General features: G+C 69.9%; 23 protein-coding genes and 1 riboswitch. Of the genes, 9 read left to right on the forward strand and 14 right to left on the reverse strand.

Annotation, left to right across the window (positions count from 1 at the left end; translation table 11 throughout):
- Positions 1-6: 6 nt before the first annotated feature.
- The 5 genes from H8B22_RS03815 (at position 7) to H8B22_RS03835 (ending at position 5,480) form a co-directional block, all read left to right on the forward strand.
- The gene (locus H8B22_RS03815; protein WP_187712794.1) at positions 7-1,398 is read left to right on the forward strand and encodes a penicillin-binding protein activator; all 1,392 of its coding nucleotides are present in this window, start codon (positions 7-9) and stop codon (positions 1,396-1,398) included.
- 63 nt (positions 1,399-1,461) lie between these two features.
- On the forward strand, positions 1,462-1,842 hold the full coding sequence (locus tag H8B22_RS03820) for a YraN family protein (protein ID WP_225876322.1): 381 nt from the start codon (positions 1,462-1,464) through the stop codon (positions 1,840-1,842).
- A gap of 56 nt (positions 1,843-1,898) precedes the next feature.
- Positions 1,899-3,323, forward strand: a complete 1,425-nt coding sequence (locus tag H8B22_RS03825) for an FAD-binding oxidoreductase (protein ID WP_187712796.1) — start codon at positions 1,899-1,901, stop codon at positions 3,321-3,323.
- 266 nt (positions 3,324-3,589) lie between these two features.
- Positions 3,590-4,327, forward strand: coding sequence for a glycosyltransferase family protein (locus H8B22_RS03830; RefSeq protein ID WP_187712797.1), 738 nt, complete (start codon positions 3,590-3,592; stop codon positions 4,325-4,327).
- A gap of 130 nt (positions 4,328-4,457) precedes the next feature.
- On the forward strand, positions 4,458-5,480 hold the full coding sequence (locus H8B22_RS03835) for a patatin-like phospholipase family protein (RefSeq protein WP_187712798.1): 1,023 nt from the start codon (positions 4,458-4,460) through the stop codon (positions 5,478-5,480).
- Positions 5,481-5,692: 212 nt separating this feature from the next.
- On the opposite strand, the gene thiL is transcribed toward H8B22_RS03835, so the two are convergent.
- The 6 genes from thiL to H8B22_RS03865 form a co-directional block, all read right to left on the reverse strand.
- On the reverse strand, positions 5,693-6,658 hold the full coding sequence (gene thiL / locus H8B22_RS03840) for a thiamine-phosphate kinase (protein WP_187712799.1): 966 nt from the start codon (positions 6,656-6,658) through the stop codon (positions 5,693-5,695).
- Between the two features lie 31 nt (positions 6,659-6,689).
- Positions 6,690-7,154 carry a transcription antitermination factor NusB gene (gene nusB, locus H8B22_RS03845; protein ID WP_187712800.1) on the reverse strand — a complete coding sequence of 155 codons (465 nt, stop codon included), beginning with the start codon at positions 7,152-7,154 and terminating at the stop codon, positions 6,690-6,692.
- A 163-nt stretch (positions 7,155-7,317) separates the two neighbouring features.
- Positions 7,318-7,785 carry a 6,7-dimethyl-8-ribityllumazine synthase gene (ribH, locus tag H8B22_RS03850; protein ID WP_187712801.1) on the reverse strand — a complete coding sequence of 156 codons (468 nt, stop codon included), beginning with the start codon at positions 7,783-7,785 and terminating at the stop codon, positions 7,318-7,320.
- A gap of 70 nt (positions 7,786-7,855) precedes the next feature.
- Positions 7,856-8,980 carry a 3,4-dihydroxy-2-butanone-4-phosphate synthase gene (ribB, locus tag H8B22_RS03855; RefSeq protein ID WP_187712802.1) on the reverse strand — a complete coding sequence of 375 codons (1,125 nt, stop codon included), beginning with the start codon at positions 8,978-8,980 and terminating at the stop codon, positions 7,856-7,858.
- Positions 8,977-9,588, reverse strand: coding sequence for a riboflavin synthase (locus H8B22_RS03860; RefSeq protein WP_187712803.1), 612 nt, complete (start codon positions 9,586-9,588; stop codon positions 8,977-8,979). The genes ribB and H8B22_RS03860 overlap by 4 nt, the downstream gene beginning before the upstream one ends.
- Before the next feature lie 141 nt (positions 9,589-9,729).
- A riboswitch (FMN riboswitch) is annotated at positions 9,730-9,919 on the reverse strand.
- Between the two features lie 176 nt (positions 9,920-10,095).
- The gene (locus H8B22_RS03865; RefSeq protein WP_237683878.1) at positions 10,096-10,755 is read right to left on the reverse strand and encodes a class I SAM-dependent methyltransferase; all 660 of its coding nucleotides are present in this window, start codon (positions 10,753-10,755) and stop codon (positions 10,096-10,098) included.
- Here H8B22_RS03865 and H8B22_RS14885 point away from each other — a divergent pair.
- Complete coding sequence (locus H8B22_RS14885) at positions 10,714-11,067, forward strand: hypothetical protein (protein WP_237683889.1); 354 nt, start codon at positions 10,714-10,716, stop codon at positions 11,065-11,067. The genes H8B22_RS03865 and H8B22_RS14885 overlap by 42 nt on opposite strands.
- 92 nt (positions 11,068-11,159) lie before the next feature.
- On the opposite strand, the gene ribD is transcribed toward H8B22_RS14885, so the two are convergent.
- The 5 genes from ribD to H8B22_RS03890 all read right to left on the reverse strand — a co-directional run bounded on the left by ribD (position 11,160) and on the right by H8B22_RS03890 (position 15,611).
- The gene (gene ribD / locus H8B22_RS03870; protein ID WP_407060824.1) at positions 11,160-12,251 is read right to left on the reverse strand and encodes a bifunctional diaminohydroxyphosphoribosylaminopyrimidine deaminase/5-amino-6-(5-phosphoribosylamino)uracil reductase RibD; all 1,092 of its coding nucleotides are present in this window, start codon (positions 12,249-12,251) and stop codon (positions 11,160-11,162) included.
- Between the two features lie 8 nt (positions 12,252-12,259).
- Positions 12,260-12,679, reverse strand: coding sequence for a hypothetical protein (locus tag H8B22_RS03875; RefSeq protein WP_187712806.1), 420 nt, complete (start codon positions 12,677-12,679; stop codon positions 12,260-12,262).
- On the reverse strand, positions 12,676-13,194 hold the full coding sequence (nrdR, locus tag H8B22_RS03880; protein ID WP_187712807.1) for a transcriptional regulator NrdR: 519 nt from the start codon (positions 13,192-13,194) through the stop codon (positions 12,676-12,678). Before nrdR ends, H8B22_RS03875 begins: the two co-directional genes overlap by 4 nt.
- A gap of 100 nt (positions 13,195-13,294) precedes the next feature.
- Positions 13,295-14,563 (reverse strand): serine hydroxymethyltransferase, encoded by a 1,269-nt coding sequence (gene glyA / locus H8B22_RS03885; RefSeq protein WP_187712808.1) that lies wholly within the window; start codon positions 14,561-14,563, stop codon positions 13,295-13,297.
- Positions 14,564-14,729: 166 nt separating this feature from the next.
- Entirely contained in the window at positions 14,730-15,611 is an 882-nt protein-coding gene (locus tag H8B22_RS03890; protein WP_187712809.1) for a LysR family transcriptional regulator, read from the reverse strand.
- 72 nt (positions 15,612-15,683) lie between these two features.
- On the opposite strand from H8B22_RS03890, the gene H8B22_RS03895 reads away from it, so the two are divergent.
- The 3 genes from H8B22_RS03895 to pyrF all read left to right on the forward strand — a co-directional run bounded on the left by H8B22_RS03895 (position 15,684) and on the right by pyrF (position 19,388).
- Positions 15,684-16,727 (forward strand): YeiH family protein, encoded by a 1,044-nt coding sequence (locus H8B22_RS03895; protein WP_187712810.1) that lies wholly within the window; start codon positions 15,684-15,686, stop codon positions 16,725-16,727.
- Between the two features lie 121 nt (positions 16,728-16,848).
- On the forward strand, positions 16,849-18,510 hold the full coding sequence (ettA, locus tag H8B22_RS03900) for an energy-dependent translational throttle protein EttA (RefSeq protein ID WP_187712811.1): 1,662 nt from the start codon (positions 16,849-16,851) through the stop codon (positions 18,508-18,510).
- A 65-nt stretch (positions 18,511-18,575) separates the two neighbouring features.
- A complete protein-coding gene (gene pyrF / locus H8B22_RS03905; RefSeq protein ID WP_187712812.1) occupies positions 18,576-19,388 on the forward strand; it encodes an orotidine-5'-phosphate decarboxylase in 813 nt (270 codons plus the stop codon).
- 14 nt (positions 19,389-19,402) lie between these two features.
- On the opposite strand, the gene H8B22_RS03910 is transcribed toward pyrF, so the two are convergent.
- From H8B22_RS03910 to H8B22_RS03920, 3 genes are all read right to left on the reverse strand, one after another.
- Positions 19,403-20,200: a DUF3667 domain-containing protein gene (locus tag H8B22_RS03910; protein ID WP_187712813.1), complete on the reverse strand. Its 798-nt coding sequence runs from the start codon at positions 20,198-20,200 to the stop codon at positions 19,403-19,405.
- A gap of 70 nt (positions 20,201-20,270) precedes the next feature.
- Positions 20,271-21,146 carry a glycosyltransferase family 2 protein gene (locus tag H8B22_RS03915; protein WP_187712814.1) on the reverse strand — a complete coding sequence of 292 codons (876 nt, stop codon included), beginning with the start codon at positions 21,144-21,146 and terminating at the stop codon, positions 20,271-20,273.
- A gap of 7 nt (positions 21,147-21,153) precedes the next feature.
- A complete protein-coding gene (locus tag H8B22_RS03920) occupies positions 21,154-22,017 on the reverse strand; it encodes a glycosyltransferase family 2 protein (protein WP_187712815.1) in 864 nt (287 codons plus the stop codon).
- Between the last annotated feature and the right edge of the window lie 3 nt (positions 22,018-22,020).

Raw genomic sequence — 22,020 nt, forward strand, 5'->3', positions numbered from 1 at the left:
GCGCCGATGACCCTGTCGAAGTCCGTGCCCGCCCGCCCGCGCCCGCGCCCGCTGGCATGGTTGTTCGTCGCGATGCTCGTGTCGCTGCTCGCCGGCTGTGCATCGGTACAGACCAGCGGCACCCCGGCGGCGCGCGGGCCGCGCAGCGAAGCCATGGTCCAGGCCGAGGCGCTCGCCCAGCAGGCCGCGACGCAAGGCGGCGCGCAGCGGCTGCAGACCGAGAAGCAGATCGACACGCTGCTCGCCGCGCTGGACAACCCCACCCTGCAACGCGAAGCCGCGGCGCTGCCCGCCGGCCACGCGCTCTACAACTACGCCGGCCGCGCCCTGCTCCGCCGCGGCCTGCCGTTGCCGCGCCCGTTCGATCGCAGCGCGTGGAAGTTCGATGCCGGCAATCGTCCGCCGGCCGAAAGCGACGGCTACCGGCCGCCGGTGAAGCTGGCGGTGCTGCTGCCGCTGTCGGGCAACCTGGCCACGGCCGCCGCGCCGGTGCGCGATGGCCTGCTGACCGCGTACTACGGCGAGACCCGGCGCCGCCCGGACGTGAACTTCTACGACACCTCGACCGGCGCCAGCGCCGCGTACGACCGCGCCGTGGCCGAAGGCAACGATTTCGTCATCGGCCCGCTCGGCCGCGATGAAGTCGGCGCGCTGTTCAACCGCGGCGCCCTGCCGGTGCCCGTGCTCGCGCTCAATCGCGCGCAGGTGCCGCCGCCGGCCGGCAACGCGAGCTTCTCGCTGTCGCCGGAAGACGAGGGCCTGGCCGCCGCCGAATTCCTCCTCGACCGCAACGCGCGCCGCGTGCTCGTGATCGGCGCCGAGGACGACACCCAGCGCCGCGCCGTGGCCGCCCTGCGCGAACGCCTGGGCGAACGCGGCGGCGTGGTCACCGACGTCGTCGGCGAAGGCACCGCCGATTTCGCCCCGTTCGCGGCGAAGGACGGCGGCGTCGACGCCATCTTTTTCGCGGTGAAGGGCGGTTCGGCGCGCCAGCTGCTGCCGCGCATCGCCCTGGCAGGCCTGGGCGGCAAGCCGCGCGTGGCGACCTCGCAGCTGCTGTCGGGCACCGGCAAGCCGGAAGACGACCGCGTGCTCGACGGCATCGCCTTCCCCAGCGAAAGCTGGACCACCCGCGGCGTGCGCGGCCTGCCGTCCGCCGCCAGCGTCGCGGCGGTGCTGCCCAACGCCAAGGGCGGCGCGGCGCGCCTGTTCGCCTTCGGCTACGACGCCTGGCTGATCACCGCCCATCTGGAACACCTGGCGAATTCCGCCGACGGCATCGCCGGCGCCACCGGCGTGCTGCGCATCGACGGCTTCGGCAACGTGCAGCGCACGCCGGCGTGGTCGACCTTCAGCAACGGCATCGCGGTGCCGCTCGCCGACGCGGCGCGCCACTAGCCCGCCCCGCCACGGCTTATGGACAAGCCGGTTTTGGACAAGCCCGTTCCGAACAAACCAGGCCTGCAACGCCGCGCCCTCGGTGCGGCCGTCGAAGCCGCCGCCCGCGCGCACCTCACGCGCGCCGGATTGCAGGAAATCGCCGCGAATGCGAACTACCGCTTCGGCGAACTCGACCTGGTGATGCTCGAAGGCGTGGGCCCGGCGGCGACGCTGGTCTTCGTGGAGGTGCGCTACCGCCGCAACGACCGCTTCGGCGGCGGCGCGGCGTCGGTCGATGCCGGCAAGCGCCGCCGCATCGTGCACGCCGCGCAGGGCTTCCTCGCCGCGCATCCGCGCCTGGCGCAGCTCGCCTGTCGCTTCGATGTCATCGCCGCCGACGGCGATCCCGCCGCACCGCGCCTGCACTGGTTGCGCGATGCCTTCCGCGCCGACGATTGCTGATCGCGACGTACATGCGTGTGGTCCGCACGCGCCTCCTGCACACGCATAATCGGCGCATGCCGCTGCCCGCCGAATTGCACCGCGAACTCGCCGCCCTGCTCGGCGAGGGCAGCGGCTGGCTGACCGATCCCGGTGAACGCCTCGCCTACGCCTACGACAATTCGCGCCGCGAAGCCGTGCCGGACGCGGTCGCGCTGCCCGTCTCGCGCGCACAGGTGCAGGCGCTCGTACGCGCATGTTTCGCGCATCGCGTGCCGGTGGTCGCGCGCGGCCGCGGCACCAACACCACCGGCGCGTCAGTGCCCGTGCAGGGCGGCGTGGTGGTGTCGTTCGAACGCATGGACCGCATCGTCGAAGTGCGCCCGGGCGACCGCTGCGCGGTGGTCGAGCCGGGCGTGCTCAATGGCGACCTGCAGGCGGCGCTGCAAGCGCACGACCTGTTCTGGCCGCCGGACCCCACCAGCGCGGCCTTCAGCACGATCGGCGGCAACCTCGCCTGCAACGCCGGCGGCCCGCGCGCAGTGAAGTACGGCGCCAGCCGCGACAACGTGCTGGCGCTCGTCGCCGTCACCGGCACCGGCGAGCTGATCCACTGCGGCAGCGCCACCACCAAGGGCGCGACCGGCTACGACCTGCAGCGCCTGCTGGTCGGCAGCGAGGGCACCCTCGCGCTGATCGTCGAGGCGACGCTGCGGCTCACGCCATTGCCGCCGCAGCGCCGTGCCGTGCGTGCGCTGTACAGCGACGTCGCATCGGCGGCGCAGGCGGTCGCGCGGCTGATGGCGCAGCCGGTGACGCCGTCGATGCTGGAATTCATGGACGCCGACTGCGTGCGCCTGGCGCGCGACGTCGGCGGCGCCGACCTGCCGCCGGATGCGGGCGCGCTGCTGATGATCGAAGCCGACGGCGACGCACAGACCCTGCCGCACGCGGTCGAGGCGCTGCTGCGCGCGGCCGGCGGCGACGGCCTGGTCGCGCTCGACGATGCCGCCGACGACGCTGCGCGCGAGCAACTCTGGGCCGCGCGCAAGGCGCTGTCGCCCGCGCTGCGCACGCTCGCCCCGGGCAAGATCAACGAAGACGTGGTCGTGCCGGTGTCGCGGATCCCGCAACTGGTCGACGGCGTGCGCGCGCTGGCGCAGGAGTTCGCGCTGCCGATCGTCAGCTTCGGCCACGCCGGCAACGGCAACCTGCACGTGAACATCCTGTTCGACCCGGCCGATGCCGCGCAGGCCGAACGCGCCCACGCCGCGCTCGCCCGCGTGTTCGCATTGACGCTGCAACTCGGCGGCACGCTTTCGGGCGAGCACGGCATCGGCCTGGCCAAGCGCGAATTCATGCCGCACGCGATCGATCCGCCGACGCTGACGCTGATGCGCGGGATCAAGGCGGTGTTCGACCCGGCCGGCATCCTCAATCCCGGCAAGCTGCTGCCGCGCCGCGATCCGCCCTCGACCCGCTCTGAACACCCGGGCGCCTAAGCCGCGCACGCGGCTGACGATGGTTAACCACGAGCTTTGCCCTTGGACCCAGGCTGCAGAAGCCGCGCACGCGACTGCCATGGCAAACCACGAGCCTTGCCCTTCCCGCCCCGCCCCTCGGCAAGCCCTGAGTCGCCACGCTGGCGAAGCCGCGGCGGCCAAGGTTGACGAACCACGAACGTCGCGCCTCCGCCAAGTGCCATACACCCTCGGCACCGGCACCGCATTGCGTTATCGTGGAAGCAGTAGGCAGGGGAAGTAAGGCCATGGCGATCCGCCAGGTCGTTTGCATGAAATGGGGCGACAAGTTCGCCGCGAACGACGTCAATAGGCTGCATCGCATGGTGCGCAACCACGTGGCTGGCGAGCTGCGGATGGTGTGCTTCACCGACGACGCGCGCGGCATCGATGCGGCGGTGGAATGCCGCCCCCTGCCGGCCGTGCCCGTGGTCGGCGACCGCAGCGATCGCGGCTGGCGCAAGCTCGGCCTGTTCGGGCCGGAACCGGCCGCGCTGCTGCAGGGCGACGTGCTCTACCTCGACCTCGACATCGCGGTCGCGCAACCGCTGGATCCGTTCTTCGACTGCCCCGGCGAGTTCCTGATCATCAAGGACTTCAAGCCGCTGCGTTACCGCCACCGCTTCAGCGGCAATTCCTCGGTGGTGCGCTTCCGCGCCGGCGCGCACCAGGGGCTGGTCGCCGAGCTGCAGCAGCGCGGCGCGCGCATCCGCGACGATTTCCGCGACGAACAGGAATTCGTCTCGGACTACATGCGCCGCCACGGCGTGCTGCGCTACTGGCCCGCGGGCTGGTGCGCCAGCTTCAAGCACGACTGCGTGCGGCCGCTGCCGCTGGGGCTGTGGCAGCCACCGCGGCTGCCGGACGGCACCAAGGTGGTGGTGTTCCATGGCCGCCCCAAGCCGGACGAGGCGATCGCCGGGATCGGCTCGAAGTGGTATCGGCCACTGCTGCCGGCGCCGTGGCTGCGCCGCTATCTCGACTGACCCCCGCGCGACCGCCGCGCAACGGCATCCCGCGACAACGCCCCACTGCCTGCTGACCGGTTGCGACGCCGGTGGGCGAAATGTCGTGGCGCCGACGGTATCCTGCGCGCCCGCCTTCCATTCGCCGCGCATGTCCGCCCGATTCCGTCCGCTGCCGCTGCTCGCCACGTTCGTCCTGACCGCCCTGCTCGGCGCCTGCGCCAGTGGCGGCACCACGCCCGCGCCCGAGGCCATCGCGCCCAAGCCGGTGCCGGCGCCGGTGAAGCCGGTCCGCATCGGCATCGCCCTCGGTGGCGGCGCAGCCAAGGGCTTCGCCCACATCGGCGTGATCAAGATGCTGGAAGCCAACGGCATCACCCCGGACGTGGTATCCGGCACCAGCGCCGGCAGCGTGGTCGGCGCGCTGTACGCCAGCGGGATGGATGCGTTCCAGATGCAGAAGACCGCGTTCGGCCTGGACGAAGCGCAGATCCGCGACGTCAGCCTGTTCTCCGGCGGGGTGGTGAAGGGCCAGAAGCTGCAGGACTACGTCAACCAGCTCGTCGCCAACCGTCCGATCGAACGCATGAAGAAGCCGTTCGCCGCGGTCGCGACGCAGCTGGAAACCGGCGAGCGCACCGTGTTCGTGCGCGGCAACACCGGCCAGGCCGTGCGCGCGTCGAGCAGCATCCCCGGCGTGTTCGAGCCGGTGACGATCGGGCCGAAGCATTACGTCGACGGCGGCGTGGTCAGCCCGGTGCCGGTCGATGCCGCGCGCCAGCTCGGCGCCGATTTCGTCATCGCCATCGACATCTCGACCAAGGCCAGCGGCAAGAATCCCGGCAGCCTGCTCGGCACGGTGAACCAGTCGATCACGATCATGGGCCAGAAGCTCGGCCAGCAGGAGTTGGCGCGCGCCAACATCGTCATCCGTCCGCAGGTCCACGACATCGGCCCGGCCGACTTCGAACAGCGCAACGACGCGATCCTCGAAGGCGAGCGCGCCACGCTCGCGGCGATGCCGCAGATCCGCGCGCAACTGGCCAAACTGCGCGCCGAGCGCATCGCCGCCGCGCAGCCGCGCGAACCGGTGAAGGCGCCGGAACCGTGCAAGCCGGGCCGCCTGGGCGGCCTGTTCGGGAACAAGTGCGACGGGAATTCCGGCAAGGATTGAATGGCATCCGTGACTGCGACCGCGACTGTCGCAGTGACCATGCGCAAATCCGGGTACCGGATGTCATCCCGAGCGACGCGCGGGATCTGCTGTCAATTCGCAGTGCGCAACCCGCAGGAAAGCAGATCCCGCGCCACGCTCGGGATGACCGCATTTTTCTCCCGACTGGATCAGCCTGACTCGGGATCGGTCCGAGCCAGGATCGCCCCGCCTCAGGCGAAGTGCACGAACCCCGCACTCGGCGCGATCCATTCGCTGCCGTCCGCGCGCAGGGCACGCACGCCCTGCCCGGCCACGATGCGACCGACGCGCGTGATCGGCGTCGCCGATTCGGCGGCGATGCGATCGATCGCTTCCCGCGCCTCGGCGGGAGCGGTGAAGCATAGTTCGTAATCGTCGCCACCGGTCGCCTGGATCGCCTGGCGGCGTTGCGTCTCGAAGGCGGCGAGCAGTTCGGGCAAGGCCGGCAAGCCCTCGAGCGCGACTTCCGCAGCCACGCCGCTCGCATCGCAGACGTGCCGCAGGTCGGCGAGCAGGCCGTCGGAGACGTCGATGCACGCATGCGCCACGTCGACGATGCGTGCGCCAACCGCCACGCGCGGCGTCGGCCGGTCCAGGCGCGCGCGCAGCACCGGATCGACGATGGCGCCCGCGCGCCATTGCGTCAGCGCACCGGTGGCCTCGCCGAGCGTCCCGGTCACCCACACGTCATCGCCCACCTGCGCCCCACCGCGGCGCAGCGCGCGCCCGGGTGCGATGAAGCCGTGCACGGCGACGCTTACCGACAGCGGCCCGCGCGTGGTGTCGCCGCCGATCAGGGCGACGCGGTGCTGCGCGGCGAGTGCGAGGAAGCCGTCGAGGAACGCGCCGACCCAGTCGGGATCGCCCGTCGGCAGCGACAGCGACAGCGTGCACCACGCCGGCTCGGCGCCCATCGCGGCGAGGTCGGAGAGGTTCACCGCCAGCGCCTTCCAGCCGATGTCGGCCGGCGCGGTGTTATCGGGGAAATGGATGCCGCGGTTGAGCGTGTCCGCCGCGATGACCAGCTGCTTGCCGACCGGCACCTGCACGATCGCCGCATCGTCGCCGATGCCAAGGACCACGTCCTCGCGCGTCGCCACGCGACGGCGGATCAGCTCGATCAGGTCGAATTCCGCGGCGCGCGGCGGGTCGCTCACCAGGCCTCCGGGCGCCGTCGACGCCGGCACGTCAGCGCGTGCGTCCGGCCTGGAATTCCACGGCGCGCCATTCCGCCGCCGCGTGGTCGAGCACGCCGTTGACGTAGGTGTGGCCGTGTTCGGAACCGAAGCGCTTGGCGGTCTCGATCGCTTCGTTGATCACCACCCGGTACGGCACGTCGCGGCGCTGGCGCAGCTCGTAGGCGGCGATGCGCAGCACCGCGCGCTCGATCGGATCGACCTGTTCGATGTCGCGGTCGAGGAACGGCGCGAGCGCCACGTCGAGTTCTTCGCAGTGCTTGTCGACGCCGTGCACGAGATCCTCGAAGTATTCGAGGTCGGCGACTTCGTGCGCCTGTTCGTGGGCGAACTGCGCGACCACTTCGCGCGCGCTCGCGCCCGACAGCTGCCAGGCGTACACGGCCTGCAGCGCGCGGCGGCGCGCACGCGAGCGGGCTACGGGATCAATGCCATCTTTGCGGACGTTTCTGTTCATGCTTGCGATCCCGTAGCGGGCCATGGATGGCCCGCGCGCCGCGCGGCGGAGCCGTGCGGCGGAGTCGAGTCCGGACCTGTGCCGGACTCGACGCGCGAATGTTGGGCAGGATGCCCAATCATTCGCAACGATATGCCATCGATGCCATCGGAACGGCGACGGTTCATGCAAGTTGCTCCATCAGTTGCGCCATTTCGAGCACGACCAGCGCGCACTCCTCGCCCTTGTTGCCATGGCTGCCGCCGGCACGCGCCTGCGCGTCCTCGAAGCGATCGACGGCGAGCACGCCGTTGGCTACCGGGATGCCGTGGTCGAGCGACACGCGCATCAGGCCGTCGGAACAGCCGTCGGCGACCTGCTCGTAATGGCGCGTGTCGCCGCGCACCACGCAGCCCAGCGCGACGATCGCCGCGTGCGCGCCCTTGCTCGCCAGCGTGCGGGCGGCCAGCGGCAGCTCCCACGCGCCCGGCACGCGGATCACGTCCACGGCAGCTTCGTCGACACCGTGGTCGGCGAAGGTGCGGCGGGCGCCGGCGACCAGCGCATCGGTGATGCGCGGGTTCCAACGGCTGGCAATGATCGCGAAGCGGGCGCCGGGGGCGGCGCGCATGTCGCCTTCGTAGTGGGGCATGGGGCGGAAGTCTCGAAGGGGGGCGCAGTTTACCGCGTCGCCGCGACCGGGGCCGCGGCGGCGAGGGTCGTCAGTGCGGCAGTTCCACGTATTCGGCCACTTCCAGGCCGAAGCCGGCCAGGCCGATCTGCTTGCGCGGCGTACCCAGCACGCGTAGGCGGCCGAGGCCGAGGTCGGCCAGGATCTGCGCGCCGGCGCCGTTGCGGCGCCATTCGGCCAGCGCGTGGCCGCGGCTGGGGCGGGCGTCGTGCGCGGTCGGATCGGCATCGGGCTGTGCGCGCACCCGTGCCAGCAACGCGTCGGCATCGGCGTGGTCGCCGAGCAGGACCAGGGCGCCGCGGCCTTCGGCGGCGATGGCCGCGAGCACGTCGCCGACCGCGGGGCCGAAGTCGGCACGGCGCCAATGCAGCGCGTCGGCCAGCGGGTTCTGCACGTGCACGCGCACCAGCGTCGGTTCGGCCGGATCGATCTCGCCGCGCACCAGGGCGAAATGCAGCGCGCGGCTGAGGCGATCGCGGTAGCTCACCAGGCGGAACGCGCCATGCTCGGTGTCGATCTCGCGTTCGTCGACGCGCTCGATGGTGTGTTCGGTGGCGAGGCGGTAGCGGATCAGGTCCTCGATCGAACCCATCTTCAGGCCGTGTTCGCGGGCGAACACTTCCAGTTCGGGGCGACGCGCCATCGAACCGTCGGGGTTGAGGATCTCCACCAGCACGCCGGTGGGCTCCATGCCGGCGAGCAGGGCGAGGTCGCTCGCCGCTTCGGTGTGGCCGGCGCGGTTGAGCACGCCACCGGGCTGCGCCATCAGCGGAAAGATGTGGCCGGGCTGGCTCAGGTCGGCGGCGCTCGCGTCCGGACGCACCGCGGTGCGCACGGTATGCGCGCGGTCGTAGGCGGAGATGCCGGTGGTCACGCCTTCGGCCGCTTCGATCGAGACGGTGAAGTTGGTGTGGTGCGGCGAGGTGTTGTCGCGCACCATCGGCGGCAGGCCGAGCTGGCGGCAACGCTCGCGCGTCAGCGACAGGCACACCAGGCCGCGCGCGTGGGTGACCATGAAATTGATGTCCTGCGGGCGCACGAGTTCGGCGGCCATGATCAGGTCGCCTTCGTTCTCGCGGTCCTCGTCGTCGACGATCACGACCATGCGGCCGGCGCGGATTTCCTCGAGCAGTTCGGGGATCGGGGAAAAACTCATGCCTGCGGCTCCTGGCTGCGTTCACCCAGCAGGCGTTCGACGTAACGCGCGACCAGGTCGATTTCGAGATTGACCGCATCGCCGGCCTGCGTCTGCGCGAAGGCGGTGTGCGTGACGGTGTGCGGGATCAGCGCGACCTCGAAGCCTTCGCCATCGACTGCGTTGACGGTGAGGCTGACGCCGTCGACGCAGATCGAGCCCTTCTTCGCGATGTACTTCAGCAGCGCGACCGGCGCGGCGAAACGCCAACGTTGCGCACGCGCGTCCTCGGCGATCGACAGCACGCGACCGACGCCGTCGACGTGGCCGCTGACCAGATGGCCGCCGAGGCGATCGGTCGGGCGCATCGCGCGTTCGAGGTTCACCGGCGCGGCGAGCTGCAGGTTGCCGAGCGTGGTGAGCGCGAGCGTCTCGTTGGAGGCGTCGGCGACGAACGAGGCCGCGTCGAACTCGACCACGGTGAGGCAGACGCCATTCACCGCGATGCTTTCGCCGAGCTGCACCGCGTCGAATGGCAACGAACCGACGTCGACGCGCAGGCGCACGTCACCGCCGCGCGGTTCGAGCGCCGCGATGCGGCCGACTCCTTCGATGATGCCGGTGAACATCAGCACGCCTCCGGCACGGGGGCGGCAACGGGATGGAACTGGAATCTGGACATGCGAACGTTTCCCGCGAATGGCTGGCGAACCAACCGGCGAAAACGCCCCCAAGGCATGAGGCGCACGCACGGCACGGAGCCATGCGGAAGCCGTCTTCTTTCATCCGGACTGTGGGCGCTCCGGCAAACCGGATCGCTTGAACCGTCGGCTCCGGCATTCGACCGGATCTGCTGACCCTCCGCTGCACTGGAGGCGCTCGCGGGCTCGTGCGTTCGGCCCATCGGACCTCATCGCACCTACCGCCGGTGGGGAATTGCACCCCGCCCTGAAGACGTTACGAGTTGTGAGTGCCGGCGGACCGGCGGCGCGAATTCTAGCACCCGGCTTTCCGGGCCCTTGCCCGCTGGAATGGAACGCTGCGTAGGGCGGGCTCAAGCCCGCCACTGGAATCGCGTTGATCGGGACGGCGGGCTTGAATCCGCCCTGCAAGCCCTGGGCGGCCGGGTCTGGCCCCTACGGCTTCCTGCGCAGGTGCAGGAACAGGGGCCAGCGGAGCGTGCGCAGGTCGTCCGCCTCGCCCCAGGCCCGGGCGAGCGCCGGCGCGTGCCGCGCCACCGGGTCCTCGCCGAGGTCGGCGCGGCAGCGGGCCGTGGCCGACATGCTCGACAGGTAGCGCAGGAAATGCGGCAGCGACCATTCCGCTTCCAGCCACAGCGGCGGCGCCGGCAGGGACGGGAACGGCCAGTCGAAGCCGGCGTAGTGGGCGTCGACCAGGGCGCGTTCGGGCGGCCAGTACGGCTCGATCAAGGCGCGGAAGTCCGCGACCTCCTCGACCATGCCCTCGGGCGCGACGAAATCCCCGTAACCCCACGCGGCCAGCACGCCGCCCGGTGCCAGCACGCGCGCGCATTCGGCGAAGAACGCGGCGCGGTCGAACCAGTGCAGCGCCTGCGCGACTGCCACCAGCTGCACGCTGGCGTCGGGCAGCGTGGTGCGCTCGCCTGATTCGACTGCGAGCGTGATATCGCCCTGTCCGTCATTCCCGCGGAGGCGGGAATCCATGGACTTTGCCTTTGAAGGATCAACGTCCTTGGATTCCCGCCTACGCGGGAATGACGAATCAAACGCCCAATGCTGCGCGACCTGCTGCGCGCTGGGATCGGTCGCGTGCACCTGCGCGAAGCGCGCGGCCAGCCCGCGCGTCGCCTGGCCGCTGCCGCAACCGGGTTCCCAGACCCGAGCATCGCACGGCACCTGCGCGGCGATCAGGTCGAACAACTCATCGGGGTATTCCGGGCGCGCTGCGGCGTACGCATCGGCAATGCCGGAAAAGTGATCCTTGAAGCTCATGGGCGAATTTCCAAGGGCCATCACGAAAAACAACATCGCTACTACGAGCCCGTCATCCCGGCGAACGCCGGGGTCCAGCGGTTGCACCTGCTCCAACGAAAGCCAAAGGCTGGATCCCGGCGTTCGCCGGGATGACGAGCAGAAATACACTGTTCCCGCGCCCCTTCATCGTTCGTTCGCCGTTTACGCATACCTCCACGCCAAGGCCATCAATTCGCCACGACAGCTCAGGCCTCGCCGCGCGGCTGCAACAGCAGACGCACGTCTTCACCGATGCGGCGCGACTCGACGATGGTCATGTGCAGGCGCTGGGTCATCTCGTCGATATGCAGGCCATCGAACAAGGGCCGCGCACGGTCGCCCAGCAGCACCGGGGCGACGTACAGCAGGATCTCGTCGACCAGGCCCGCGGCGAGGAACGCGCCGGCCAGCGTCGCGCCGGCCTCGACCTGCACTTCGTTGATGTTGCGCGCGGCCAGCAGCTGCAGCACGGCGGCCAGGTCGAAGCGGCCTTCGTGCACCGGCGCGGCGGCGGTCTGCGCGTCGATGCCGCGCGGCGGCTTGGCGTCGGGCGCGTGGACGTAGAGCGTGGGCGCATCGCCATCGCGCACGTGACCGCGCGCGATGGTGGCCAGGCCCGGGTCGAGCACGACCCGCAGCGGCTGTTCGAACGCGGTGTCGTCGTCGAAGCGCACGGTCAGGCTGGGATCGTCCATCAGCACGGTGCCGGCACCGGTGAGGATCGCGCCGGCGCGGGCGCGCCAGCGATGCACGTCGAGGCGCGAGGCCTCGCCGCTGATCCACTTCGACTCGCCGCTGGCCATCGCGCTGCGCCCGTCGAGGCTGGTGGCCAGCTTCACCCGCAGCCACGGCCGGCCGCGCTCGATGCGCGACAGCCAGCCGCGGTTGAGCGCACGTGCCTGCGCTTCCATCAGGCCGTGTTCCACGACGATGCCCGCGGCCTGCAGCTTCTCGAAGCCGGCGCCGTTGACCTGCGGGAACGGATCGCGCATCGCCGCGACCACGCGCGACACGCCCGCGGCGATCAGCGCATCGGCGCACGGGCCGGTCTTGCCGACGTGCGCGCAGGGCTCCAACGTGACGTACGCGGTCGCGCCCTTCGCGCGTTCGCCCGCGGCCTGCAAGGCGAACACTTCCGCGTGCGGTTCGCCGGCCCTGGCGTGGAAGCCCTCGCCGACGACCTCCTCGCCCTGGACCATCACGCAACCCACCATCGGGTTGGGGCGCGTCGTGTACGCGCCGCGTTCGGCCAGGCGCAGCGCGCGGGCCATCATCAGGTGATCGGTGGCACTGAACATCGGTTCACTCATCGGTCTTCGTTCAACACGTAACGGCCGCGCTCGGCGCCCTCTTCCCACGGCCACGCGGGAACGAGATCGGCACCGTCGACGCGCAGTTGCATGCGCTTGAATTCGGTTTGCGGATATTGCGGCGGGAACTGGAAGTGCTCGGGCAGCAGCACGACCTTGCCGCCTTCGTGCTGCCACTGTCCTTCAGCGGCCAGATCGAGCGCGCCGTAGCTGAAATACCACTGGAAACGGCCGTTGGCGTCGAGCTGCAGCTCCGAGCCGGTTTCCATGACGCCTTCGAGGTAGTAGTGCCCGGCGAGCTTGTGTTCGACGCTCATCGTCGGCACCGCGGCCTTGCGCGCTCCACCCGCCTGCGCCGGCATCGCCACCGACAGCGTCAGGGCGAAGGCGACGAGGCCGGCGCGCAGGGCGTTCACCGTTTGCGGCTCTTGGTCGGCGGCGGTTCGTCGTCGATCAGCGGCAGCTGGCCTTCGGTGGCGGTGTCGTGTTCGAGCCGGTCGAGCACTTCGCGGAAGTCGGCCACGTCCTCGAACGCGCGGTACACCGAGGCGAAGCGCACGTAGGCGACGTGGTCGAGCTTGCGCAGCTCGGCCATCACGTACTCGCCGACCCGGCGCGAATCCAGTTCGCGCTCGGCGGTCATGCGCAGGTGGTGGACCACCGCACGCACCGCGGCCTCGATCTGTTCCTCCGCCACCGGCCGTTTCTGCAGCGCGCGGTCGAAGCCGGCGCGCAGCTTGCGCGCGTCGAACGCTTCGCGGCGGCCGTCGCTCTTGATGATCAACGGCAGCTTCAGTTCGATCGTTTCCAGCGTGGAGAAACGCTCGCCACAGGCTTCGCAGACGCGGCGCCGGCGGATGGTCGCGCCGTCGTCGGAAACACGCGAGTCGATGACGCGGGTGTCGAGGTGCTGGCAGAAGGGGCAGTGCATGGGTCTAGGGTGGCCTCGGCGTCACGCGGGATCAAGCAGGAACTTCCAGGCACGGCTTCCAGAAAGCAGACTCCCCGCACTTGGCGGGGAGTCGCTCACATCAACCGTAGACCGGGAACTGCCGGCACTGCTTCGTGACGTTCTCGCGCACGCCGGCGATGACCTTCTCGTCGTTCGGGTGGTCGAGCACGTCGCAGATCCACTCGGCCAGCGCCACGCAGTCGGCTTCCTTGTAGCCGCGGGTGGTGACGGCCGGGGTGCCAATGCGCAGGCCCGAGGTGACGAAGGGCTTCTGCGGATCGTTCGGCACGGCGTTCTTGTTCACCGTGATGTGCGCCTTGCCCAGCGCTTCCTCGGCGGCCTTGCCGGTGATGCCCTTGCCGATCATGTCGACCAGCATCAGGTGGTTTTCGGTGCCACCGGAGACGATCTTGTAACCACGCGAAATGATCGTCTTCGCCATCGCCTGCGCGTTCTTGACGACCTGCTGCTGGTAGGCGGTGAATTCCGGCTCCAGCGCTTCCTTGAATGCCACCGCCTTCGCGGCAATGACGTGCATCAGCGGACCGCCCTGGATGCCCGGGAACACGATCGACTGCAGCTTCTTCTCGATCTCCTCGGCCTTGTCGCCCATGCCCGCCTTGCCGGCAACAATGATCCCGCCGCGCGGGCCGCGCAGGGTCTTGTGCGTGGTCGAGGTGACGACGTGCGCGTGCGGCACCGGGTTCGGGTACACGCCGGCGGCGATCAGGCCGGCGACGTGGGCCATGTCGACGAACAGGTAGGCGCCGACCTTGTCGGCGATGGCGCGGAAGCGCGCCCAGTCGATCACCTGCGAGTACGCGGAGAAGCCGGCAACGACCATCTTCGGCTTGTGCTCCAGCGCGAGGCGCTCGACTTCGTCGTAATCGATCAGGCCCTGGTCGTTGACGCCGTACTGGATGGCGTTGAGCAGCTTGCCGGAGATGTTGACCTTGGCGCCGTGGGTCAGGTGGCCGCCGTGCGCAAGCGACATGCCGAGGATCGTGTCGCCCGGATTGAGCAGCGCGAAGTACACCGCCTGGTTGGCCTGCGAACCCGAATGCGGCTGCACGTTGGCGTAGTCGGCGCCGAACAGCTGCTTGACGCGGTCGATCGCCAGCTGCTCGGCGACGTCGACGTATTCGCAGCCGCCGTAGTAGCGCTTGCCCGGATAGCCTTCGGCGTACTTGTTGGTGAGCTGGCTGCCCTGTGCTTCCATCACGCGCGGGCTGGCGTAGTTTTCCGACGCGATCAGCTCGACGTGGTCTTCCTGGCGGCGGTTCTCGTTGGCGATGGCCTGGGCGAGTTCGGGGTCAAAACCTTCGATACGGGCGTCACGCGGGAACATCGGAACTCCGGCAGGTGGGATGTGGGGAGGGAGGCGGCAAGTTTACCGGGCATTGCGGCCGCACCCTCATTCCAACTGCGTTGGGCGGGCCTTGCATCGCCGCCGCAGGGTTCGTCGGGGGTCCTTGTGGCGGGCCGGGGTCCGCCCTACGCGGGGTTGCGACGCTTCACAGCGACTGCAGGAAGGCTTCGAGCAGCGCGCCCCGGTATTTGCGCCGGTGCAGCAGCAGCGACAGCTTGCGGCGCAGGTACGGCCGCAGGAACGGCGTGCGCAGCACCACCAGCCGGCCCGCGGCGACGGCCTCGCCGACCGCCACCTCCGGCAACACGGCGATGCCCAGCCCCGCCGCGACGGCCTGCTTGATCGCCTCGGTCTGGCTCAGTTCCAGCCGGCTGCGCGGCGGCGGCAACTGCGCCAGGACCTGTTCGCCCAGAGCCCGCGTCGCCGACCCGGGCTCGCGCAGCACCCAGCGCGCATCGCCGAAGTCCTCGGCCTGCAGGCTGCGGCGCCTGGCCAGCGGATGCCCGGGCGGCGCGCACATCACCAGCGCGTCGTCGCGCCACGGCTGCACCTGCAGTTCCGGATGGATCACCGTGCCCTCCACGCAACCGACATCGAGCGCGTGATCGAGCACGCCCTGCGCGATGGCTTCGGTGTTGGCCACCTGCAGGCGGATGGCGACCTGCGGCTGCTCGCGCACGAAGGCTCCCAGCAACTCGCCGACCCGGTAGTTGCCGACCGTGTTGCTGGTGCCTATGCGCAGCTCGCCGGCGAGCAGTTCACCGCGATCGCTGGCGGCACGTGCGAATTCGGCGTGGCGCTCCAGCAGCTCCTGCGCGAGCGGAAGCAGCTCGCGACCGCGCGGATTGAGGCGCAGGCCGCCGCGCACCCGGTCGAACACCCGCGTGTCCAGCAGCCGCTCCATTTCCGCCAGGGCCATGCTGGCCGCGGGCTGGGTCAGATGCAGGCGCGCGGCAGCGCCACTGAGGCTGCCGCTGGCCGCGGCGTGGACGAAAACCTCGAGCTGGCGCGGGCTGACGTTTAGCATCAGATAATTTTATTGCATACATAAATAATCGAAAGTTTATTTGATCCAAGGCGGCGCGCAGACTGCGCCGCCATGCAGCAAGCCATCCCCACGGCGGGCACTTCGCCCCGCACCTTCCCGGTTCCGGACACCGCCTCGCGCTGGCCCGGCCTGACCCTGGTCCTCGCCCCGGCCGTCCTCGCCGCGCTGGCGGGCCGGGCCCTGCCCCTGCTCGGGGGCGCGGTCTGTGGCATCGCCCTGGGCGTGCTGGTACGCACGCGCTGGACGCCCCGCGCGCGGCACAAGGACGGCATCGCCTTCGCCACCCGCGAGCTGCTGCAATGGAGCATCGTGCTGCTGGGCTTCGGCATGGACCTGGGCGTCATTGCCCGCACCGGCCTGGCCTCGCTGCCGGTCACGCTGCTGACCCTGGCGGTGGCCTTCGCCACCGCCTGGTGGCTGGGCCGCATCCTGCGCGTGCCGGGCCGGCTCGGCCTGCTGGTGGGCGTGGGCACGGCGATCTGCGGCGGCTCGGCCATCGCCGCGACGGCACCGATCGTGCAACCCGACGAGCACGAAACCGCCTACGCACTGACCACGATCTTCCTGTTCAACCTCGTCGCCGTGCTGCTGTTCCCGCTGCTGGGCCACGCCCTGCACCTGAGCGATGCGGGTTTCGGCACCTGGGCCGGCACCGCCATCAACGACACCTCCTCGGTGGTCGCCGCCGGCTATGCGTTCAGCCGCGAAGCCGGCGACGTCGCGACGGTGGTCAAGCTCACCCGCGCGACGCTGATCATTCCGGTGTGCCTGGTCCTCGCCGCCGCCGTGGCCTGGCGCACGCACCGCAGCGGCGCCGGACGCGTCGACCTGCGCCGCGTGGTGCCGTGGTTCGTGCTGTGGTTCCTGGTCGCGTCGGCCGTGCGCAGCGCCGGCCTGGTACCCACGGCGGCCTTGCCGCTGCTGCACGCCGCGGCCGGCTTCCTGATGGTGATGGCGCTGACCGCCGTGGGCCTATCGGCCGACCTCAGGCGCATGGCCGACACGGGGGTGCGCCCGATCCTGCTGGGCCTGGGCGTCTGGCTGGCCGTGGCGACCAGCAGCCTGCTGGTGCAGGCGCTGCTGTCCCAGACCTGAGCGCCGCGCGCAGCCGCTATAATTCCGCGATCCCGATTCTCCCCGGCCCTGCCCCGCGCAGGACGCCGTCGTTTGCCCCGCGGCCCGCCCTTCCGGCGGTCCGTGTCCGACCGGAGCCCCCATGCAATACATCTACACCATGAACGGCGTCAGCAAGGTCGTGCCGCCGAAGCGCCAGATCATCAAGGACATCTCGCTGTCCTTCTTCCCGGGCGCGAAGATCGGCCTGCTCGGCCTCAACGGCGCCGGCAAGTCGACGGTGCTGAAGATCATGGCCGGCGTCGACCAGGACTTCGTCGGCGAAGCGCGTCCGCAGCCCGGCATCAAGGTCGGCTACCTGGCGCAGGAGCCGCAGCTCGATCCCGCCCACACCGTGCGTCAGGCCGTCGAAGTGGGTCTGGGCGAGATCATCAACGCGCAGGCCGCGCTCGACGCCGTCTACGCCGCCTACGCCGAAGAAGGCGCCGACTTCGACAAGCTCGCCGCCGAGCAGCAGCGCCTGGAATCCATCCTCGCCGCCGGCGACGCGCACACCCTGGAAAACCAGCTCGAAGTCGCCGCCGATGCGCTGCGCCTGCCGCCGTGGGAAGCCGTGATCGGCAACCTGTCGGGCGGTGAGAAGCGCCGCGTCGCGCTGTGCCAGCTGCTGCTGCAGAAGCCGGACATGCTGCTGCTCGACGAACCGACCAACCACCTCGACGCCGAATCGGTCGAATGGCTGGAGCAGTTCCTCGCCCGCTACACCGGCACCGTCGTGGCCGTGACCCACGATCGCTACTTCCTCGACAACGCCGCCGAGTGGATCCTCGAACTCGACCGCGGTCGCGGCATTCCGTGGAAGGGCAACTACACCGAGTGGCTGGTGCAGAAGGACGAGCGCCTGAAGCAGGAAGAGAATCAGGAAAAGTCGCGCCAGAAAGCCATCCAGAAGGAACTCGAGTGGGCGCGCCAGAACGCCAAGGGCGGCCGCTCCAAGGGCAAGGCCCGTCTTGCGCGCATCGAGGAACTGCAGTCGGTCGACTACCAGAAGCGCCAGGAAACGAATGAAATCTTCATTCCGCCGGGCGAGCGCCTGGGCAACAAGGTCATCGAGTTCAAGAACGTCAGCAAGAAGTTCGGCGATCGCCTGCTGATCGACGACCTGTCGTTCTCGGTGCCCGCTGGCGCCATCGTCGGCATCATCGGCCCCAACGGCGCCGGCAAGTCGACGCTGTTCAAGATGATCATCGGCAAGGAAAAGCCCGACACCGGCACGATCGAAACCGGCCAGACCGTGAAGCTGGCCTACGTCGACCAGAGCCGCGACGCGCTGACCGGCAACCACAACGTGTTCCAGGAAGTGTCCGGCGGCCTCGACATCCTCAACATCAACGGCATCGAGATCCAGTCGCGCGCCTACATCGGCCGCTTCAACTTCAAGGGCCAGGACCAGCAGAAGATGGTCGGCACGCTGTCCGGTGGTGAACGCGGCCGCCTGCACATGGCCAAGACCCTGCTGCAGGGCGGCAACGTGCTGCTGCTCGACGAACCGTCGAACGACCTCGACATCGAAACCCTGCGTGCGCTCGAAGACGCCTTGCTCGAATTCCCGGGCAACACCTTCGTGATCTCGCACGATCGCTGGTTCCTCGACCGCATCGCCACGCACATCCTCGCCTTCGAAGGCGACTCGCACGTGGAGTTCTTCCAGGGCAACTACCGCGAGTACGAGGAAGACAAGAAGCGCCGCATGGGCGCGGAAGGCGCGGCGCCGCACCGCCTGCGGTTCAAGGCGCTCAAGTAAGCAAACGCGGCAACGCGACGCCCGCCTAACGCGGGCGTCTTCGCAAGGCAGGAAGGAATACGACGATGAATTTCATGCAGGCACTGCGCACCCGCTGGCAACAGGCCGACACGCTGGTCTGCGTCGGGCTCGACCCCGAGCCCGCTAGGTTCCCCGCGCAGTTCGCCAACGATCCGGACGCGGTGTTCAACTTCTGCCGCGCCATCGTCGATGCCACCGCCGGATACGCGTGCAGCTTCAAGCCGCAGATCGCCCACTTCGCCGCACTCGGCGCAGAAGGTGCGCTGACGCGTCTGATCGCGCATATCCACGCCGCGCACCCCGGCATCCCGGTGATCCTCGACAGCAAGCGCGGCGACATCGGCAGCACGGCGCAGCATTACGCCGCCGAGGCCTTCGACCGCTACGCCGCGGATGCGGTGACCGCGAACCCGTACCTGGGCCGCGATTCGGTGCAGCCCTTCCTCGACCGCGCCGACCGCGGCGTGGTGATCCTGTGCCGCACCTCCAATCCGGGCGCGGGCGACCTGCAGGACCTCGTCATCGACGGCCGTCCGCTCTACCAGCACGTCGCCGAGAAAGTGGCGCGTGAATGGAACGGCCACGGCAACTGCGCGCTCGTCGTGGGCGCCACCTGGCCGGCGCAGCTGAAGGAAGTGCGTGCGATCGTCGGCGACGTACCGTTCCTGGTGCCGGGCGTCGGCGCGCAGGGCGGCGACGTCGAAGCGGTGGTAACGAACGCGAAGACCGCCGACGGCACCGGGCTGATGGTCAGTTCGTCGCGGGCGATCCTGTATGCCGGAAACGGCCAGGACTTCGCCGCAGCGGCGGCGGATGCCGCGCGCGCGCTGCGTGACGAAATCAATCGCTACCGCTGAGCCGCGGAGCGACGTCAGGTTCTGCTTATGAGCAGCACCGCGATAACCAGGGCCACCGTGAGCAGCGAATTGGCCACCATGAAGAGCGCGTAGCCCAAGGCGGCGCGCAGGGCGATCTTCCAGCGCGACTGCCCCTTGAAGAACTGAACCAGCGAAACGACGCCATAGGCCATCGCCGGCAGCATGACCAGTGACGAGATGCCCGGGTACCAGCGCTGCAACGGAAGCGCCAACACCCAGAGCACCATCGTCTGCGCGGTGAGGAAGGTGGTGATCACCAGCCATTCGGGATAGTTCAGGTCCCGGTAGCGGCGGAATGCCAACTTGAAGGCGAGTGCCTCGAACGGCAGCAGGATCAGTGTCAACCCGGCGATGTGGAGGTTCATCCAATCCCGCACGCCCTCAAACACGCGCGCCACGCGCATCGCATCTGCACCCGCGGCGCCGCCCCCCGCGCGTGCGTCGTCAATGGCCGCCTGCAGCGGCGCGCCCACGAGATCACCGTCCCCCAGCAACTTGCCCAGGAACACTACCGCGGCCGCCGTGATCATGATCAGCAGGAACGGTTTGACGTGGTTCGCCCGCCGTCCCTCGAGGTAGTCACGGATCAGCTGTCCGGGCCGCAGCATCAGGCTCTTGAGCGTGTAGAGGATGCCGCGGTCCATATGCAGCACGCTGTGCTCGATCTCGTGACCGAGGAAGTGCCAATCGATGCGGTGCGCCGGAGTCGGTTGGCCGCAGCCCGGGCAGTAATGCTGCGCGGGGGCGTCGACGGCGCGCCCGCAGTTGGCGCAATGGTTCGCGTGGAGCATTCCGTTCCCCTGATCGGAATGTCGATTGTAGCCGGGGTCGAGGGCGATTACGGCGACTTGGCTTGCGGGATCAACGAGCCGCGAACAGCTTGCGCGCCAGCGCGAAAGGAAAGCGCACCCAGATCATCGTGAACACCGCCACACGCGTCGACGTGCGCTGGCGCGAGGCATCGAACTTGCGGTAATAGCGCCACAGGCCGCGGTGCTTATGCCATTCCACGAACAACGGCCGCGACCGCGACGACACCCCGCGCACATGCACCACGCGCACGTCGTTGGCGACGGCGACAAGGGCCCCGGCCTGGCGCGCGCGCCGGCACAGGTCGAGATCCTCGGCATGCAACCGGTAGCCGGCATCGAAGCCGCCGAGCCGGGCGAACAAGCCGCGCTCCAGCAGCATCAGCGCGCCCGACACCGCATCCACCGGCTGCAGCGGCTGCGTGTCGTCCACCGCGACGCCGAGCTGCGTCGCCGACGCGCCGCGCAGCAGCGACGCCAGCATCGCTGCGAAATCCGGATCGCGACGCCGCGCGGCGGCATCGCGCACACCGGCTTCGTCGACGAGGTCGGCACCGATCAGCATGGCGCGCGTGGCGGAAGCCGCATGCGCGCGCAGGCGGGCAAGCGTGCCGGCATCCACCAGGCAATCGGGATTGACGAAGGCCAGCCAGCGCACGCCGTCTTCGCCCACGAGATCCGCCGCGCCCTGGTTGCAGGCCACGCCGAAGCCCGGGTTGTCGGGATTGGCGATGAAGTGCACGCGCGGATCGCGCGCGGCGTGGCGCTGCACGATTTCCATGGTGCCGTCGTCGGAACCGTTGTCGACCACGCGGATCGCAGCGACCGCATCGGCGGCGCGTAGGCGCAGCAGGCAGTCGTCGATGGTCTCGGCGCTCTGGTAGCTGACGACAATGGCGGCAATCGCGGCGATGTCGGTCTGGGTCATGCGTGCTTCATGCGAACAGGTCGCCCTGGACGTCGGGCGGACCGATGGTGGCGAGCAGGACTTCCAGCCGCGCGCGGGTGTCGCGCAGCGGGTCCTCCATCAGGAAATGGGCGACGCGCGCGTGCCACGTCGGCCAGCGCGCGGCGATGACGTCGAGGTCGCCATCAGCCGGCGTGCCTTCGCCGCTGCGTGCGACGAAGGCGGTTTCGCACAGCACGTTGCGCCAGCCCAGGCCGGACAGGCGCAGCGACAGGTCGATCAACGCGGCGTACCAGGAACCGTAACTGGCCGCGTCGAGGCCGCCCGCGCGCTGGCGCGCGCTGCCGCGCAGGAGCACGGCGTGGGTCAGCGCCGTCGGCAGTTCCGGGGCAGCGCCCGGCATCGCTGCCGCGGCGCGCGCGAGCCGTTCGCGCTCGGCCGGCAGCGCGTTGATCTCGCCGATGCGCGGAAAGGACGCGGCTTCGCCGGCATTGCTCCACGGCGTGGCCGAGGCGATCGCGCCGTCGGCGTGCAGGCAGCCGGACAGGCGCGCCAGCCATCCCGGCAGCGGCACCGTGTCGCTGGCGAGGACGACCACGTCGGCATCGCCACAGGCGCCGAGCACCTCGTCCAGGTGCGCGACCTCACCGACGCTGCGCTGGCGCCGCGTGTAGTGCGCCTGCAGGGCGGTGCGCCCGAGCCAGCGCTCGATGATGGCGTGGCCGCGCGGGCCGCACTGCGCGTCGTCGGCGAGCCAGACGCGCGTCGCCGCGGGCGTGGTGGACTCCAGCGCGGCGAGGCAGGCGTCGAGCGATTCCTCGTCGACACCGACCGGCACTACGACGATGGGCAGTGCGTTCGCGGCGGGGAGCACGTCGTTGGCGGTTGGCATGCC

The organism is Lysobacter terrestris, assembly GCF_014489475.1.
In the GTDB taxonomy this organism is placed as follows: Bacteria; Pseudomonadota; Gammaproteobacteria; order Xanthomonadales; family Xanthomonadaceae; genus Agrilutibacter; species Agrilutibacter terrestris.

Excerpts from the sequence above, each read along its gene's own strand:
- H8B22_RS03815 (WP_187712794.1), top strand. The coding sequence starts at position 7 with ATGACCCTGTCGAAGTCCGTGCCCGCCCGCCCGCGCCCGCGCCCGCTG.
- H8B22_RS03825 (WP_187712796.1), top strand. The coding sequence starts at position 1,899 with ATGCCGCTGCCCGCCGAATTGCACCGCGAACTCGCCGCCCTGCTCGGC.
- H8B22_RS03830 (WP_187712797.1), top strand. The coding sequence starts at position 3,590 with ATGGCGATCCGCCAGGTCGTTTGCATGAAATGGGGCGACAAGTTCGCC.
- H8B22_RS03835 (WP_187712798.1), top strand. The coding sequence starts at position 4,458 with ATGTCCGCCCGATTCCGTCCGCTGCCGCTGCTCGCCACGTTCGTCCTG.
- nusB (WP_187712800.1), bottom strand. The coding sequence starts at position 7,154 with ATGAACAGAAACGTCCGCAAAGATGGCATTGATCCCGTAGCCCGCTCG.
- ribH (WP_187712801.1), bottom strand. The coding sequence starts at position 7,785 with ATGCCCCACTACGAAGGCGACATGCGCGCCGCCCCCGGCGCCCGCTTC.
- ribB (WP_187712802.1), bottom strand. The coding sequence starts at position 8,980 with ATGAGTTTTTCCCCGATCCCCGAACTGCTCGAGGAAATCCGCGCCGGC.
- H8B22_RS03860 (WP_187712803.1), bottom strand. The coding sequence starts at position 9,588 with ATGTTCACCGGCATCATCGAAGGAGTCGGCCGCATCGCGGCGCTCGAA.
- H8B22_RS14885 (WP_237683889.1), top strand. The coding sequence starts at position 10,714 with ATGCTGCGCGACCTGCTGCGCGCTGGGATCGGTCGCGTGCACCTGCGC.
- ribD (WP_407060824.1), bottom strand. The coding sequence starts at position 12,251 with ATGTTCAGTGCCACCGATCACCTGATGATGGCCCGCGCGCTGCGCCTG.
- nrdR (WP_187712807.1), bottom strand. The coding sequence starts at position 13,194 with ATGCACTGCCCCTTCTGCCAGCACCTCGACACCCGCGTCATCGACTCG.
- glyA (WP_187712808.1), bottom strand. The coding sequence starts at position 14,563 with ATGTTCCCGCGTGACGCCCGTATCGAAGGTTTTGACCCCGAACTCGCC.
- H8B22_RS03890 (WP_187712809.1), bottom strand. The coding sequence starts at position 15,611 with ATGCTAAACGTCAGCCCGCGCCAGCTCGAGGTTTTCGTCCACGCCGCG.
- H8B22_RS03895 (WP_187712810.1), top strand. The coding sequence starts at position 15,684 with ATGCAGCAAGCCATCCCCACGGCGGGCACTTCGCCCCGCACCTTCCCG.
- ettA (WP_187712811.1), top strand. The coding sequence starts at position 16,849 with ATGCAATACATCTACACCATGAACGGCGTCAGCAAGGTCGTGCCGCCG.
- pyrF (WP_187712812.1), top strand. The coding sequence starts at position 18,576 with ATGAATTTCATGCAGGCACTGCGCACCCGCTGGCAACAGGCCGACACG.
- H8B22_RS03910 (WP_187712813.1), bottom strand. The coding sequence starts at position 20,200 with ATGCTCCACGCGAACCATTGCGCCAACTGCGGGCGCGCCGTCGACGCC.
- H8B22_RS03915 (WP_187712814.1), bottom strand. The coding sequence starts at position 21,146 with ATGACCCAGACCGACATCGCCGCGATTGCCGCCATTGTCGTCAGCTAC.
- H8B22_RS03920 (WP_187712815.1), bottom strand. The coding sequence starts at position 22,017 with ATGCCAACCGCCAACGACGTGCTCCCCGCCGCGAACGCACTGCCCATC.